The sequence below is a fragment of the Streptomyces sp. adm13(2018) genome (assembly GCF_008042145.1).
In the GTDB taxonomy this organism is placed as follows: Bacteria; Actinomycetota; Actinomycetes; order Streptomycetales; family Streptomycetaceae; genus Streptomyces.
In genome coordinates this window covers 1-14,093 of sequence record NZ_RDBH01000008.1, presented here as the reverse complement: position 1 = coordinate 14,093, position 14,093 = coordinate 1, and the positions used below count along the sequence as shown (strand labels likewise).

At 71.0% G+C, this 14,093-nt stretch carries 16 protein-coding genes; 6 read left to right on the top strand and 10 right to left on the bottom strand.

The window, feature by feature from the left end; translation table 11 throughout:
• Positions 1-16 precede the first annotated feature (16 nt).
• Positions 17-1,129, bottom strand: a complete 1,113-nt coding sequence (locus tag EAO70_RS00645; protein WP_148001076.1) for a DUF4034 domain-containing protein — start codon at positions 1,127-1,129, stop codon at positions 17-19.
• A 63-nt stretch (positions 1,130-1,192) separates the two neighbouring features.
• Positions 1,193-1,606 (bottom strand): hypothetical protein, encoded by a 414-nt coding sequence (locus tag EAO70_RS00640; protein ID WP_261992569.1) that lies wholly within the window; start codon positions 1,604-1,606, stop codon positions 1,193-1,195.
• A 407-nt stretch (positions 1,607-2,013) separates the two neighbouring features.
• Between EAO70_RS00640 and EAO70_RS00635 the strand changes: the two genes are divergently transcribed.
• On the top strand, positions 2,014-2,664 hold the full coding sequence (locus tag EAO70_RS00635; RefSeq protein WP_148001074.1) for a fasciclin domain-containing protein: 651 nt from the start codon (positions 2,014-2,016) through the stop codon (positions 2,662-2,664).
• A gap of 430 nt (positions 2,665-3,094) precedes the next feature.
• On the opposite strand, the gene EAO70_RS00630 is transcribed toward EAO70_RS00635, so the two are convergent.
• A complete protein-coding gene (locus EAO70_RS00630; RefSeq protein ID WP_148001073.1) occupies positions 3,095-3,415 on the bottom strand; it encodes a hypothetical protein in 321 nt (106 codons plus the stop codon).
• Between the two features lie 162 nt (positions 3,416-3,577).
• Here EAO70_RS00630 and EAO70_RS00625 point away from each other — a divergent pair, with 162 nt between their 5' ends.
• On the top strand, positions 3,578-3,946 hold the full coding sequence (locus EAO70_RS00625; protein ID WP_148001072.1) for a hypothetical protein: 369 nt from the start codon (positions 3,578-3,580) through the stop codon (positions 3,944-3,946).
• A 310-nt stretch (positions 3,947-4,256) separates the two neighbouring features.
• Here EAO70_RS00625 and EAO70_RS00620 read toward each other — a convergent pair whose 3' ends face one another.
• The gene (locus EAO70_RS00620; RefSeq protein ID WP_148001071.1) at positions 4,257-4,874 is read right to left on the bottom strand and encodes a hypothetical protein; all 618 of its coding nucleotides are present in this window, start codon (positions 4,872-4,874) and stop codon (positions 4,257-4,259) included.
• A 206-nt stretch (positions 4,875-5,080) separates the two neighbouring features.
• Here EAO70_RS00620 and EAO70_RS00615 point away from each other — a divergent pair, with 206 nt between their 5' ends.
• On the top strand, positions 5,081-6,925 hold the full coding sequence (locus EAO70_RS00615) for a GAF domain-containing SpoIIE family protein phosphatase (RefSeq protein ID WP_148001070.1): 1,845 nt from the start codon (positions 5,081-5,083) through the stop codon (positions 6,923-6,925).
• Between the two features lie 25 nt (positions 6,926-6,950).
• Here the strand turns inward: EAO70_RS00615 and EAO70_RS00610 are convergent, their stop codons facing one another.
• The 4 genes from EAO70_RS00610 to EAO70_RS00595 form a co-directional block, all read right to left on the bottom strand.
• Positions 6,951-7,286: an STAS domain-containing protein gene (locus EAO70_RS00610; protein ID WP_148001069.1), complete on the bottom strand. Its 336-nt coding sequence runs from the start codon at positions 7,284-7,286 to the stop codon at positions 6,951-6,953.
• A 341-nt stretch (positions 7,287-7,627) separates the two neighbouring features.
• Positions 7,628-8,032 (bottom strand): ATP-binding protein, encoded by a 405-nt coding sequence (locus tag EAO70_RS00605; RefSeq protein ID WP_148001068.1) that lies wholly within the window; start codon positions 8,030-8,032, stop codon positions 7,628-7,630.
• 67 nt (positions 8,033-8,099) lie between these two features.
• Positions 8,100-8,474: an STAS domain-containing protein gene (locus tag EAO70_RS00600; RefSeq protein WP_148001067.1), complete on the bottom strand. Its 375-nt coding sequence runs from the start codon at positions 8,472-8,474 to the stop codon at positions 8,100-8,102.
• A gap of 154 nt (positions 8,475-8,628) precedes the next feature.
• Positions 8,629-9,357 (bottom strand): hypothetical protein, encoded by a 729-nt coding sequence (locus EAO70_RS00595; protein ID WP_148001066.1) that lies wholly within the window; start codon positions 9,355-9,357, stop codon positions 8,629-8,631.
• A gap of 241 nt (positions 9,358-9,598) precedes the next feature.
• Here EAO70_RS00595 and EAO70_RS00590 point away from each other — a divergent pair, with 241 nt between their 5' ends.
• Together EAO70_RS00590 and EAO70_RS00585 are read left to right on the top strand one after the other, a co-directional pair.
• Positions 9,599-9,931 carry a metalloregulator ArsR/SmtB family transcription factor gene (locus EAO70_RS00590; RefSeq protein ID WP_148001065.1) on the top strand — a complete coding sequence of 111 codons (333 nt, stop codon included), beginning with the start codon at positions 9,599-9,601 and terminating at the stop codon, positions 9,929-9,931.
• Positions 9,928-10,674, top strand: a complete 747-nt coding sequence (locus EAO70_RS00585; RefSeq protein WP_187283661.1) for a DUF2071 domain-containing protein — start codon at positions 9,928-9,930, stop codon at positions 10,672-10,674. Before EAO70_RS00590 ends, EAO70_RS00585 begins: the two co-directional genes overlap by 4 nt.
• A gap of 110 nt (positions 10,675-10,784) precedes the next feature.
• Here EAO70_RS00585 and EAO70_RS00580 read toward each other — a convergent pair whose 3' ends face one another.
• Entirely contained in the window at positions 10,785-11,981 is a 1,197-nt protein-coding gene (locus EAO70_RS00580) for an MFS transporter (protein WP_148001064.1), read from the bottom strand.
• Positions 11,982-12,051: 70 nt separating this feature from the next.
• On the opposite strand from EAO70_RS00580, the gene EAO70_RS00575 reads away from it, so the two are divergent.
• Positions 12,052-12,594, top strand: coding sequence for a CGNR zinc finger domain-containing protein (locus EAO70_RS00575; protein WP_187283660.1), 543 nt, complete (start codon positions 12,052-12,054; stop codon positions 12,592-12,594).
• 46 nt (positions 12,595-12,640) lie between these two features.
• Here EAO70_RS00575 and EAO70_RS00570 read toward each other — a convergent pair whose 3' ends face one another.
• Positions 12,641-14,032: a hypothetical protein gene (locus tag EAO70_RS00570; protein WP_148001062.1), complete on the bottom strand. Its 1,392-nt coding sequence runs from the start codon at positions 14,030-14,032 to the stop codon at positions 12,641-12,643.
• Positions 14,033-14,093: the final 61 nt, after the last annotated feature.

The window sequence follows — 14,093 nt, the reverse complement described above, 5'->3', positions numbered from 1 at the left end:
CCCACCCGGGAAACCCTCAGCGCCCCATCCCGTACACCTTCGACGTCGAGCCCGGACGGACCCGCGAGCGCTTCACGGCCGCGCCGCGGGCCGCCTCGAAGGCCTTCACCGGCTCCCCGCCCTCGAGCCAGGGCTGGGCTCCGCACCACGAGCCGATGAGCCGGAACTGCTCCAGCGCCGGCGCGTACAGCATCGACCGGAGCATGTAGTGCGCGAGCAGGTGCCGCAGGGCCGGCAGGCGCTCGTCGTCGGGCGCGACCAGGTCGAACGAGGCCGCGACCTGCTTCAGCGTCTTCCTCTCCATGGGGGTGACGGGCATCGCGCCGCCGGTGGGCCGTTCGGTGAGTTCGCCCAGGGCGTGCAGGTAGATGCCGGCGAGCGGGCTGCCGGGCGGTGCCGTGTGGACCGCCCGGCGGGCGAAACGCATCATCAGCCGGTCACTGCCGAACCACTTCGCGCACCAGTACTGCATGGCCTGCCAGTGCCCCTCGTAGTGGTGGGGCGCCCGGGCGACGAGGCCCTCCCAGAGGGGCTTGAAGCGGGCCCGCTTGTACTGGGCTCCACGGGCGGCCGTGATCATGACCACCCAGGGACCGGGGTTGGCCGGGTCGAGCAGTGCGGCCCGCTGCGCCGCCTCGATCGCGGCGGGGAGCATCGCGCGGAAGCGGTCCATGTCCGAGGACATGACCTCGTTGGCGTAGCCGCCGCCCCGGATCTCCCAGGCGCGGTGCACCATGATGCTCGCGCGAAGGGTGGCCGCGTCGCAGTCGCCGGGCTCGGCGGCGACCCAGGCGTCGAGCCAGGAGTCGTCCTCGCGGGCCACCTGCTGCAGGAGTTCCAGCCGGGTCCAGCGCTCGTCCCAGTCCTCCCCCGCGTCGGAGACGTACCGCCGGGCGGCCTTCCAGTCCCCTTCCCAGGCGGCGTGGGCCACCGACTGACGCTCCTGCGTCCGGTGCTCGGGCGGCGGCGGACCCGCCCGTCGCGAGTCGAGCACCTCGCGGGGCGGTAGCCCGTAATCGGTGGCGACGAAGTCGGTCTCGACCCAGCGGTCCACGGAGCGGGAGGATCTGACGACGCGATAGAGCACGACGAGGAGCACGCCGAGTACGACGGCGGTGGAGATGGTCACGACGCGGAATCATCCACGACACGGTCACTCTCCGCAATAGCTCAGGCCCACGATAAGGCGAGGTCAGAGGGGTTGAGACCCGCGTGAACCCGGCGGCCGGATTCGTTCCCCCGCCGGAGCACCCGACCGCCGGGCCCCCGCGTCAGCAGCCGCGCCGGTCGTCCGGCCGATCCGGCCCAGGGACAGCCTGGACGCACCTGCCCAGGGCGGGTCGCAGCCGAGGAGGCGGTCCAGCAAGAACGAGACGTCGCGGGCACGGCCGGCCTTCACCGCGTGCCAGAAGTCGGGGGTACGCGCCCATCCGGTGCCGAGCGCGAAGGCGGCGACCCGGCCGTCCGGGAAGACGGTGGCCGCGGTCTCGTGGGTGTGGTCGATCGCGACGGCGACGTAGCCGTGGCTGGCGAGGTCCTCACCCAGGGAGGTGAGCGTGGCGCGGGACCGGGTGAAGCCGGGCGAGAGGACCACCAACGGGAGCACCTGCGGACGCCGGCCTCGGGGACCCCACGAGAGCACGGCTCATAGGCAACACGAGAAACATTATTCACTCGTTGGAGTGATGGACCCATCCGTACGGCGGGGGCCGCCGAATGTCCCACGTGAGCAACTTCCGCAGCACTCTCCTCCGCACCGCGCCGGACGCGCCGGTCGGTCTCCCGGCCGCCGGGCCGGTCGGTCGCGCCGACGGTGTCCTCGCCTCGGCCGGTACGAGGGGCATGGCGGCGGCCACAGCCGGAGCGGTCAGCCAGTGCTTCGCGGCGGGGCAGGGCCAGGGCCCGACGGCTCACCCGCGCCGAGGTCCTCAGGTCCGCCTGCTCGCCTCCGGCCTTTCCCCTCACCCCCGTGACAGGGCCCACCCCGGGCCTCTCTTCAAGGAGTCGAAGAACATGAACAGCAAGAAGATCCGCCGTACCGCGATCGCCGTCGCCGCCGCCGCTCTGCTGCCCTTCTCCCTGGCTGCGTGCAGTGACTCCGGCAGCGACACCAAGGCAGCCCCGTCCGCGAGTGCGGACGACGCGGCCAAGACCACGGCGAGCACGCCCGCGGACGACGGCATGATGGACGGGGAGCCCTTCGGCCCGGCGTGTGCCGGGGTGCCGAAGGAGGGCGCCGGCTCCTTCGACGGGATGGCCAAGGACCCCGTGGCCACCGCGGCCTCCAACAACCCGGCCCTGTCGACCCTGGTGACCGCGGTCAAGCAGGCCGGCCTGGTGGACACGCTCAACAACGCCAAGGACATCACGGTCTTCGCCCCGACCAACGACGCCTTCGCGAAGATCCCGAAGGCGGACCTCGACAAGGTCCTGGCCGACAAGGCCATGCTCACCAAGATCCTCACGTACCACGTCGTCGGCCAGCGGCTCACCCCGAAGCAGCTGGAGAACGGCAGCTTCGAGACCCTGCAGAAGGGCATGCTGACCACGACCGGCTCCGGCGAGTCCTACAAGGTCAACGGCACCGCGAACGTGGTCTGCGGGAACGTGAAGACGGCCAACGCCAACGTCTACATCATCGACACCGTCCTGATGCCGAAGTAGCACCTGCGCCACGTCACACCCGTAAGACCCGGCTCGTGGTTCCGCCTCCTTTCTCTGGGGGGAGGAGGGCGGAACCATGAGCCGAACGTCTCGCACCGGTTCGCCGGCGGGGTCGACGTGACCGACCGCGCCGGCGAACCGGTCGTTCCGCCCGCCCCGAGGGGTCATGGCCTGCGGTGCGACGGCCGGTTGCCGGGTCAGTACCGACTCCGCGGACGCGTGCCCTCGGGATCCAGCGGTGTCATCCGCCCTTCCCGCCGCGCGCGTTGCGACGCGGACGCGCATGATGGGCATACCGCCCGCCCGGGAAGCCACTTCGCACGTTGTCACCGGGCGGGCCTCTCCTCGAAGGCCCCCGGTGCAGGACTCTCGTCGACGGAGCAGTACGCGCTTAGAGGCGGACGCAGCACTCGGGCCGGGCGGCGCCCCGTCACAGCCCCGTCGCGTCCCTGGCCTTCTTCAGTACCGACTCGAGTGCGGACAGCCGTCCGTCGCGTCGCCGGTCGCGGTCCGCGCGGTCCTGCGGCACCAGGCGGGTGGCGACGTCCACCGCGTAGGCGTCCGGGTCGCCGAACGCGGCCCTCGGGTGTTCCCCGGTCTCCGCGCATTGGGTCGTGACCTCCTTGACCGCCTGGAGCACGATCGGTCGGTCCACACCCGGCTGCATCGCCAGCCGGACCTGGAAGCGGGCCATCCACTTCTCGCGGTCCTTCTCCCGCGCCGCGTCCGACGTCTCGTCCTTCGTCGCCACGTGCACTCCCGTTGATCGGAAACGTTCCTCGTGAGGAGGGACGCCCAGCCTTGGCCGGGGGTTGCCCGCCCGGCTGCCTGGATCCCAGGCTCCGGAGGGCGAGGCGCGCCCGTCGTTCCCGGGTCCCCTCACGACCGGGCTCGGCCGGGGAGCATGGCTGCCATGACCATTGAGCATCCCGCCGAACGCGACGGCACCGGCCACGACCGCTTCGCCGCCTTCTCGGAGCGGGCGTCGAACCTCACCAGCTCCCCGTTGTTCTACGCCCTGTGCGTCCTCCTGGTCGTCGGCACGGTCGTCCTGCACTTCCTGTACCCGCCGCTGTCCTGGCTGATCTTCGCCGGAGACGTCATGACAGCCATCAACCTCCTCCTGCTCGCCCTGCTGAAGAACACCGAGCGGCGCGACGCCCACGCCGTCCAGCGGAAGCTGGACGCCATCGCCGCCGCGCTGCTGGAGCAACGCGAGGGCACGAGCCACGCGGCGGCCGACGCGCTGCGCGACGCCATTCGCATGGAGAAGGACCAGTGAGCACCGGGCGGCGGGCGACGGATGCGGCGGGGGCCCGGGACGCCGTGGGGGCGGCCGTGCCCGTACAGGTCCAGGGGGCGAGGTCGGCGGCCTCGAAGCCCGGATTACCGAGCAGTTCGGTGGCCGCGCTTGCCTGCGCGGGAACCAGGGTGAGCAGGGCGGAGCCGAGACAGAGGGCTCCGGCGGCKCCGAGAACACGGGGGAGGTGACGTCCGTGGTGTGTCATGAGGGGCGCTCCGATACGGGGGAGAGCGAATCAGGACCTGCGTACCCACAACTTGGACTAGACCAATACGGGAGTCAAGGGGGTTCACTGCCCGCCGGGGAGCGCGTGCGCGAGGAGGTACTCGGTCGCCCCGGCGATCGCCTCGGCGTACGTGCTGTGGACGGGCTCGGACTCCGTGTCCTGATGGTCGGCCCCGGTGGCGGAGTACCACCAGGCATCGGCGTCGTTGTCGTGGTGCGCCACGGCGGTGCCACCCGCGTAGCTGAACGGGATGGACTCGCTGGCGGATCTCCTGACCACGGCGTGGGGCCACTTGAGTCGGGCGGACTGGCGCTTGATGCCGCCCCAGGCGGCTCCGAGCTGGGCGTAGCTGGCTCCACTGCGGCCGGCGACGGTGGCGGCGCTCTCCGCCATCCGTTCGGCGGACTGCTTGGTCTCGTAGAGCGCGCGCAGCAGTGCCAGCTGCACGTCGGGGGACGCCATGAGGACGGGGTCGAGGGGCTTGTCGGCGGCGCGGTAGGCCGAGGCGCGGGTCGAGATCCGCTCGGCCAGGGCGCGGGCGGCGTCGATGACGCGCTCGTCCATCGCGAACGTCTCCTCCTGGGTGGGTTCGCCCCACGGGGGCTCCACCAGGACCGCGGCGGCGGTCCAGAAGTTCTCGTCGTTCCTGTCGGGAGTCGGAACCACACTCACATCGCTCATGCGACAAGCCTAGCTGTCGAGAGTCGTTTCCGACAGTTTGATCTGTCGGCAGGGCGGGAGCTCTGCTCCCCGCTGTCCCAGAAGCAGCAGAGGGTGGTCGGGGCGTCATGCAGGCCTGAGCGATGATTCCTCTACGCTGACCAGTGTTTCGTTCAACGGGCAGCGCGGCTGCGCTGGGCGGATTGCGGTCACCGATTGCGGCAGGGATGCATTCAGACAACGACGGGCCCACGAGCGGCGCGGAAGACGGCGTGGAGGGCTCCCCGGCGTTCCCCGAGCGGGGCGGTCCTGAGGCTGCCGCGGATGAGGGGATGGACCGGTTCGCGCGTGTGGTCTCAGCCGTCTTGGACGTGCCGGCAGCCGTAGTCGCCCTAGCCTGCAAGGAGTGGCAGTTCCTGCCCGGAGTCGTCGGGCTGGAGGAGTGGTCGTCCTCGGTCCGGCAGGCGGATCTGACCGGTTCACCGTGCGCATACGTTGTCGCCTCGGGCGAGCCGCTGGTGGTGAGGGACGCGCGCACCGATGCACGGGTGCGGGACTTCGCTCCCGCCGCCTGGTTCGGAGCGGTCGCTTGTGCGGCGGTGCCCCTGACAGACGAGGCGGGAACGGTGCTGGGAGCCCTGTGCGCCCTCGACTTCGTGCCCCGCTCCTGGGGCGAGCGGGACGTGGAGGTGCTGGAGAACCTGGCGCAGGCGTGCAGCACCCAGCTGCGGCTGCAGGCCTCGGCCCGGCAGGCCCAGCAGGCCGGTACCCAGGCCGCCACGCTGCTGGGGAACTCACGGCTGCTGTTGCGTGCGGCGGAGACCATGGCCCACACCTCCGGCCTGGAGCAGGTGCGCCGACAGGTCAGCGATCTGGTCAGCGGGGATCTGCGGCCGGCGTACGTGGGCCTGGTGCTGCGACAGGAGAGCGTTCTGCGGCGGGTGCCCGACCGGATGGCGTCGTACGTCTCGCTGGAGGAGCGTTTTCCGGTCTACGATCCCCAGGAGCGGTGGCCCAGTGCCCAGGCGGCGCGTGAGAACAGGATCGTGCTGATCCCCGACCGGCAGACCCTGGTGGAGCAGTACCACCCCGACACGGTCGTCGAGTTCGACGCCATGAACCTGCGCTCAGCGGTCTGCGTACCCTTGCCCGGCACCTACGGCCGTGCGCTGGGTACCCTCATCCTGGCCTGGCACGTCCCCCGCACGATCGACATCGCCGAGCGTGCGGTGCTGACCGTCCTCGCCCGCTACACCGCCGACGCCGTCGAACGCGCTCTGTTCCTCGACGGACGCATCGATGTGGCCCGCCAGCTCCAGCGCGCCATGCTCACAGACCTCCCCACCGTTCAGGGCCTGCAGCTCGCCGCGCTGTACCGCACGGCGGCCGATCAGGACATGGTGGGCGGTGACTGGTACGACGCCCACCACCTGAACTCCTCCCGCACCGACGCCACCACCAGGCTGGCGCTGACCGTGGGCGACATCACCGGCCACAACATGCAGGCCGCGACATTGATGGGCCAGGCCCGCAGCATGCTGCGCCAGGCCAGTCACGATCACTCCCACAGCGGACCCGCCGCCGCGGTCGACGCCCTGTACGCCGCGGCCACCGATCTGGGCATGAACATCTCCGGAACCCTCGTCCACGCCCATCTCACCTCCACCGGCGACGGCGCCTGGGACTTCACCTGGACCAACGCCGGGCACCCGCCCCCGCTCCTGGACCTACCCGGCCACCCCGTCCGCCAGCTCCATGAACACGACCTGATGCTCTACCCCGGCCTGCCCGCCCACCGCACCCAGCACCGCGTACGCCTGGAGCCGGGCGCCACCCTGCTGCTGTACACCGACGGTCTGGTCGAAGAACCCGGCACACCCATCGACCAGAAGATCGAACAGGTCTCCCTGCTGCTGGCCGACAACAGCAGCACGCCGGTGCAAGGCCTTCTGCAGCAGATCGCCGAGCGCGTCGCCGGCCCCGCGCACCACGACGACATCGCCCTGCTGGCCGTCCGTGTCGACGTCGTGAAGACGCCTCGGACCGAGCCGTCGTCAGACGGAGGTCTCTGAACGCCGTGTCACGCGAGACACGGCCCTACGGGCCGGGCGGATCCGGGGTGGGGGCACGGGGGGTGAGGCTGATGACGGTGTCCAGGCCGAGGCGGCGGAGCAGGTCGTAGACGTCGGCATTGACCCCGGTCAGGCTCAGAGTGCCGCCTAGCCGGGCCAGGCGCTGGTACCACTGTATGAGCAGGGTGACGCCGCTGGAGTCGAGGAAAAGGCTCTGGCAGGCGTCCAGGGTGAGGTGGCGGCAGCCTTCGTCGATGATGCGGGTCCCTACGGCACGCAGCAGGGGGGCGGTGTGCAGATCGATGCTCTCGGGCAGCAGGGCGGTGACCCGGTCGCCGACGCGCGTGGTGACATGGAGCACAGCAAGGTCCCTGCTCTGTGACCGGTGAACCTGCGGTCAGGTATTCCCGGTGCTACACCCCTGACTGTAGCCCTGCGGGAACGGCCCCGGGGGAGAGCCTCACGTCACGATGTGCCGCTCCCCGCCGACGGCAGCGAGAGGAGCACCACTGCCCGCCGGACCTCATGCATCGATTCGCCGCCCGTGTCGCCGGCCCCGCTCACGACGACGGCGTCGCCCTGCCCGCCGTACGCATCGAGCCCTCAGGGCCAGGCAGAGGCCCGATGGTCGTGAGGCGGTAGGCCCTGCTGCCTGCTTGTCACGGCGAGGGTGCTCACAGGAGACGCGACACCTGCTCAGGCTCAGGTGCGCCGGTCGGTGGTGCTCAGGACAACCTGGATGCTCTTTCCCGATCCGAAAGGTGTGATGGTGATCTGGCGGCTCAGCTTCGAGATCAGCGGCCAGCCGAATCCGCCGGGGGAGGTGGGTTGACTGTCCGTCCTTGTCCGCGGGATGACGGGTGAGGCGTCGGTGACACACACGAGGAGAGCGCCGTCGGTGAGATCTGCGGTGAAACCGGTCAGGCCACCGCCATGCCGGTAGGCATTGGTGACGAGCTCGGAGACGACCAGCAGGATGTCGTCCATGACCTCCCGGGGCGGGGGAGCACGTCCTGTGGTGTGCAGGAGGTCACGGACCTGATCGCGGGCGGCGCCGGCGTTGGCAGGCCGAGTGTCCCGGCTCGCACGGGGTTCCGTCGTCGTCATCTCTGTCCGCCCTTCCCCTTCACATGGTCGTCTTCGCGTCTTCCCGCATCAGCGGGCGGCACGCGGGTCACCGCTGACGGGGCAGACGAATGCGCGGGTGGATGAGGTCCGTGGCCGCGGGCAGGGTCGGCGCGATCGTGAAGGCGCGGGTGAGGTCGGTCAGCTCCAGCATCCGCCGCAGGAACGGGCTGAGCCCGGCCAGAACCAGGGGAACAGCGGCCTGCTCATGATGCTGCTGGGCGGTGAACAGAGTATGGAGAAACGAGGAGTCGGCGAAGTCGACTCCGGCCAGGTCCACGACGGTGCCGGCCGGCGAGTCACCGGCCGGCAGTGCGAGAGCGTGGGCCAGGGCGTCGGCCTCATCGGTGTCGAACTCCCCGACGGCCCGCACGATCCGTATGCCGTCTGCTACGGCCACTGTCACTTCCACCTCGTCACTCATCCGCGTATTTTTACAGACCAGAGCCCCTGCGAACCACCTCATAGCCCCCCACCCCGCATCGAGGACTCCCCTGCCGGGTCGGTGGCTACTGCACCGGCTCTCCGACACGCCTGTAAGGCAGCTCTTGGCCGTCTCCTGCGGATCCCGCCGGTCGCTATCGGCGGCGTACGGCGGAGTTGAAGGCGCCTTCGGCCGGTACCACACAGCCTTCGGCGACGGAGTGTGCTCCGTCGGCCGTCGCCTGGAGGCAGAGTCGTCCGCCGTCGCCGCGGCGCAGGTCGAGGACGAAGCGGGTGGCCGCTCGTGCCTGCTCGACGTCATGGATGTGGGCGTCGGTGTAGCCGATGCGGTGGAGGGCCTTCCTGACCGAGCCGGGGGTGGGTGCGTCGAGGGCCAGCAGGGCCTGCGTGACCCGCTCTTCGTGGCGGATCATGGCGCACCAGTCGTTCTGGTCCAGCTCGCGCTCGACGGCCAGGACGGGGGCGCCGGGCACGACGGGCGGTGCGCCGTCCCGGGCTGCTTCCTCGGCCTCCGCGGCCGCGGCGGGGCTGCCGTCCTCCACGGTCGGAGCGGGCGCCGGGGGCGGGGGTCCCTGCCGCGGTCCGCTGGGGCATCCCCGCGCCACCTCGTCGAGGACGGCCGCGAAGGTGGCGTCCGAGGCCTTACCCGCGGCCACGGGCCGGGCGGGCCAGGCCGGACCGGTCCGATCCGCGTCCCCGGCCGCCCGCTCCGCCCCCGCCGTCACCGCGGCGGGCGCTGCCGACCGGACCGGCCCGGCGCTCTCACTGCCGCATGCGGCGAGCGACAGAACGGCGAGGACCGACGCCACGAGGGCGAGGCGCGGGCGGCGGGAGAGAGAGGCCGGAACGGCGGTCTGCGTCATGGCCACGAGTCTGCGATCCGGCTTCCGGCCTCACATGAGTACCTGTACTCATCAAGATCGGGTACGGGGCTCAGGGCCCCTGCGGGCACGGGCCCCCGGCCGACCGAACTCCGCTGGAGGGAGGGGGACGGGGAGTCGGGCCGGGGGAAGGGCTGACGACCTCCAGGTCCCCGTCCTCGGTGGTGGTGTGCAGGCCGCCTCACCATTGTTAGATATTTAGCTCATGTGCTAAATATCTAACATGACAGAAGCTGAGGATGAGGCGGGAGCCTTCCGTGCGCTCGCTGATCCGACGAGGCGTCAGATTCTTGAGGACCTCAGAGGTGGCGAGCTCGCGGCGGGCGAGATCGCGAGCAGGTTCGCGATCAGCGCGCCGTCCATCTCACGGCATCTCGGCGTCCTCAAGGGAGCGGGGCTGGTCACCGAGCGCCGGGACGGCAACCGGATCCTCTACACACTGGCCGAGGACCGTTTGGCGACCTGCATCGGCCGGTTCCTCAGCGCCGTCTGCCCCGAGCAGATCGTCCTGCGCCACACCAGGTGGCGCCCCGCAGCGCAGAGCGAGGAATCATGAGGCAACCACGCCTGTCCAGCGTCATCGAACGACGGCTCCTGGTGAACTACCGAGTCGCCCCCGACGCCGCGGCACGCCTGCTTCCCCAGCCGCTGCGCCCGCAATTGGTGCACGGCCACGCGGTTGCGGGCATCTGCCTCCTGCGGCTGGGGAGCGTCCGGCCGGTCTGGACACCCAGAATGTTCGGGCTGCGGAGCGAGAACGCGGCGCATCGGATCGCCGTCGAATGGGACGGACCGGACGGCATCGAGACCGGCGTCTACATCCCGCGTCGCGATACCGCCTCGCGGCTCAACGCCTGGGCCGGGGGCCGTGTCTTCCCCGGCGAGCACGGCCGCGCCGGCTTCGAGGTGCACGAGACACCCGGCCAGGTGCGTGTCGCCTTCGCGACGTGGGACGACGACACCCGGGTGGACGTCACCGTCGAGCCGTCCGACGAACTGCGGGGCAGCGAACTCTTCGCCGATCTCTCCGAGGCCTCCCGCTTCTTCCAGAACGGGGCGAAGGGCTACTCGGCCACCCGCTCCGGGCGCCACCTGGACGGCATGGAACTGCACACCGACGCCTGGCACGTGGAAGCCGGCCGTGTCCGTTCCGCCACGTTGTCCTTCTTCGACGACCCCGACCGCTTCCCGCCGGGGACCGCAACCCTGGACTGCGCTCTGGTCATGCGCAACGTTCCAGCCGACTGGCGCCCGCTCCCGGCCATGACCGCCGAACGAGGCGCTCAAGTCGTCACGTGAAGCGCTCGGCACCGAGGGCGTCGTCCCACAGACGGCGCTTCGTACCGGTCTGCGCCGCCATCAGGCCACACCTCGGAACAGGTCGAAACACCCCCGTGGTGTCGCCCACGTCATGCGCGCCCCTTCCGTCGTTTCTCGGCCAGTAGGGAGACGATGCCGAGGACCGCGGTGAGGGTCGTGCACAGGATGATGGCGACGCTGGAGTCGGTGTACTTCAGGGCGGCGGCCGACAGCAGACTGGCCACGCCGTAACCGGCCCCGGCCGCCGCGTACAGCAGGGAGAAGCCGGTGGCCCAGACCCGTTCCGGCAGCTGCTCCTGCAGCGCGAGGTTACGGATGATCAGCAGGGGGCTGTAGAGCAGGCCGGCCACGGCGAAGGCCACCGCGTAGCTCCAGGGGGTACGGGTCCACGCGGGCAGTGTGAGGACCGCGGCCATCGCCAGCAGGAGCACCAGGGACTGCGTCTGCGCGCTGCCGGGCCAGCGGCGGCCGCCGTACACGAGACCGGACAGGACGCTGGCGACGGCGAAGGCGGTCAGCACCGGCCCGGCCAGGGCCTCGGAGGAGCCGACTTCGGTCAGCCGGGCGGGCAGGACCACGTCCACCGTGCCGACGAGGAACATGATCCCGGCGGACAGCACGGCGGTGGGCCACATCAGGCGGAGGATCTTCGCCGGGCTCTCGGCGGGAGTGTCGTCGGGGCCGGGCTGCGGGAGCGAGCGGTGCGGGATGCGGGAGGCGAACAGGGCCGGGAGCCCGGAGAGCACGGCGAGCACGACGACGGCACCCACCGCGGACACCTGGACGTACAGCAGCGACACCAGAGGCGGTCCGAACGCCCACACGCTCTGGTTGAGGGAGCTCTCCAGACTCAGCGCGGTGCGCCGCAGATGCGGCGCGACGGTCGCCGCGAGCTGGGCGCGCAGACCGCCCGGCGCCCCGGCGGCGGCGGCCCCCGCCAGCGCGGCCAGCACGGCGAGCACGGGGATCGGCGCGGTCGACGCCAGTGCGGCCAGCGCGGCGAACGCCGCGGCCTCCAGCAGCAGGGCCAGACGCAGCTGCCCGACGAACGGGCGAGTGTCGAAACGGCGCCCCATCAGCGGCGCGCCCGCGGCCTCCCCCAGGGCGTGGGCCGCGGCGAGGAGACCGCCGGCGGCGAAGGAACTGGTGGCGTGCCCGAGCAGGACCAGGGCCAGCGGGGCCATGACGACGGGCGCCCGGACGAGGGCCGCGGCGATGTACCAGGTGCGGTTGCCAGCACCGGTGAGAACGGCGCGGTAGGTGGGTGCGGCTTCGGTGGTGGTCATGAAGTACCAGCCCAGTCATTGCGGGAACATATGTATGTGGTCTTCGTTTGGCCGGGTCTACGCTGGTGCTATGGCAGTGACTGCGGTAAGCCCGGAGAGCGAAGAGCTACGGATCCTCCTGAACAGCTGGCTCATTCCGAACGACACGAGGCAGCCGACGGAGACCCTGCCGCAGCTCATGCGTGATGCGCGGGGATGGACCGACTCCTTTCCTTCGGTGGCCGTGCCCGTGGCGGGCGAGCGGACGGAGTTCCTGCGGCTGCGGGACGATCTGCGGGCTGATGTCGCCGACCGCTCCTGCGCGCGGCTGGACGGGTGGCTGACGGACCGTCCCCAGGCGGTGGGGCTCGCCGCGGAGGGCTCCCTCGTCTTCCGCGGCCGGTCGGGCTGCGTGGAGGAACTGCTGCGGCTGGCCGTACGGGTCGTGACCCAGGGCCGCTGGCGACGGCTGCGGATGTGCCCCGACTGCCGGTGGGTCTTCTTCGACCAGTCGCGGAACAACTCCCGCACCTGGTGCAGCATGACCGCCGGCGAGACGGGCCGGGCCTGCGGCAGCATCGCCAAGGTGCAGCGGATGCGCGGCCGCAGGGCCGGGCTGCCGCAGACCTCGTGAGCGGGGGCGGGGCGCCGTCGAGCGCGCCCCGCCCCCGGTGTCCGGCTCAGAGGTTCTCGGCCAGGCTGCGCAGACGTTCCTCCGTACGGGCCGCGGCGGCCGGGGTGTCGCCGTGCACCAGATACTGCACGGTTCCGGTCCAGGGCGCGTCGTCGACCAGCAGCAGAGCACCGGTGGATCCTCCGCCGGGGGAGAGCTGCGGATCCTGGGTTGTCGCCCAGGCCAGCTTGCCGAAGTCGGTGCAAGGGAGGTCGTTGCGGGTGAGCACGGTGTGGTGTGCCATGTAGTCGTCGCCCAGCAGGTGCCGGGCGGCGGCGTCGACGTGGGTGCAGCCGCCGACCCGGGCGTTGACCTCGTTGAACAGCAGCCGGCCGTCGGCGGTGAGGATCGAGTCGCAGTTGACGTAACCGCGGTAGCCGGTGGTCTGCAGATAGCGGGCCATCTCCCGCGACCAGTGGAGCATGGTGCTCTCGGCCGGGGCGGGCAGCTCGAGCGGCGGAATGGCGAAGCCGTTCCACACCGGTTCCATGCGCATGTCCCCGTGGTTGAGCACGGTGGGAGCTGCGGGCGGCGCGGGTACGTCGACTTCGCTGTACAGCGTGCGGCTGTGCGGGAAGTAGGCCTCCACCACCGTCTCGCCGGGGCGCAGTCCCGCCGGGAAGTCGCGGGTGGCGGCGACGGCGGGGAAGGTGCCGGCGAGCAGACGCTCGATGTCCTGCGCGGTCGAGGCCGGGGTCACCGGGTGGGTGGTCGAGGCCCCCAGGGCCGGGATGTCCGGGTCGTGGGTGAACAGGACGTTGCCGTACCCGCTGGCGCTGAAGTCCTCCTTGACGATGACCGCACCGGTGTGGGGCAGCAGGTCCAGCACCGCCTGTGCCGTCGCCGCCCGGCTGCGGCACACGCGCCCCGGAGCGACGGGGACGCCGAGCCCCTCCGCCCAGATGCGGAAGAACGACTTGCTGTTGAACACGTCCGAGCCGCCCTGGTCGAAGAAGGCCGGGTGTGCGTCGGGGGACAGCTCCAGCAGACGGGCCAGTTCGGCGATGGTCCGGTCGTACAGATAGGGGAGCAGCTGCCAGTCGGGACCGGTGAGGTCGCGCAGCCTGCCCAGGAGTCCGGGCGAGAGCAGGCTGTCGCGGTCGAGGAAGGCGCCCCCTTCCGCGCCCGCACCCGCGCCCTCTTCCGCGCCCGCGCCCGTCTCCGCACCCGCGCTCAGGAAGGTGACGGTGGACAGGTCCAGGCCCAGGGTGGCGGCCAGGTAGTCGCGGAACTCCTCGGTCAGCGGGCGGTGGGTGAGCAGCGCGTCACCGTCGCGCAGCAGCCAGGCGGTCCTGGTCGAGATGGCGTGCTGCTTGGCCGCTCCCTTGGCACCGAAGCTCTCCAGGGCACAGTCGAACATGTACTCGGAGGTGACGTTGCCGATGATCAGACGTGGCATGGGGAGTTCTCCTTGCGGACGTTGCCGATGATCAGACGTGGCATGGGGAGTTCTCCTTGCG

Excerpts from the sequence above, each read along its gene's own strand:
- EAO70_RS00575 (WP_187283660.1), top strand. The coding sequence starts at position 12,052 with ATGGCAGTGACTGCGGTAAGCCCGGAGAGCGAAGAGCTACGGATCCTC.
- EAO70_RS00585 (WP_187283661.1), top strand. The coding sequence starts at position 9,928 with ATGAGGCAACCACGCCTGTCCAGCGTCATCGAACGACGGCTCCTGGTG.
- EAO70_RS00620 (WP_148001071.1), bottom strand. The coding sequence starts at position 4,874 with ATGAGCGATGTGAGTGTGGTTCCGACTCCCGACAGGAACGACGAGAAC.
- EAO70_RS00580 (WP_148001064.1), bottom strand. The coding sequence starts at position 11,981 with ATGACCACCACCGAAGCCGCACCCACCTACCGCGCCGTTCTCACCGGT.
- EAO70_RS00635 (WP_148001074.1), top strand. The coding sequence starts at position 2,014 with ATGAACAGCAAGAAGATCCGCCGTACCGCGATCGCCGTCGCCGCCGCC.
- EAO70_RS00625 (WP_148001072.1), top strand. The coding sequence starts at position 3,578 with ATGACCATTGAGCATCCCGCCGAACGCGACGGCACCGGCCACGACCGC.
- EAO70_RS00590 (WP_148001065.1), top strand. The coding sequence starts at position 9,599 with ATGACAGAAGCTGAGGATGAGGCGGGAGCCTTCCGTGCGCTCGCTGAT.
- EAO70_RS00595 (WP_148001066.1), bottom strand. The coding sequence starts at position 9,357 with ATGACGCAGACCGCCGTTCCGGCCTCTCTCTCCCGCCGCCCGCGCCTC.
- EAO70_RS00605 (WP_148001068.1), bottom strand. The coding sequence starts at position 8,032 with ATGACGACGACGGAACCCCGTGCGAGCCGGGACACTCGGCCTGCCAAC.
- EAO70_RS00570 (WP_148001062.1), bottom strand. The coding sequence starts at position 14,032 with ATGCCACGTCTGATCATCGGCAACGTCACCTCCGAGTACATGTTCGAC.
- EAO70_RS00615 (WP_148001070.1), top strand. The coding sequence starts at position 5,081 with ATGCATTCAGACAACGACGGGCCCACGAGCGGCGCGGAAGACGGCGTG.
- EAO70_RS00600 (WP_148001067.1), bottom strand. The coding sequence starts at position 8,474 with ATGAGTGACGAGGTGGAAGTGACAGTGGCCGTAGCAGACGGCATACGG.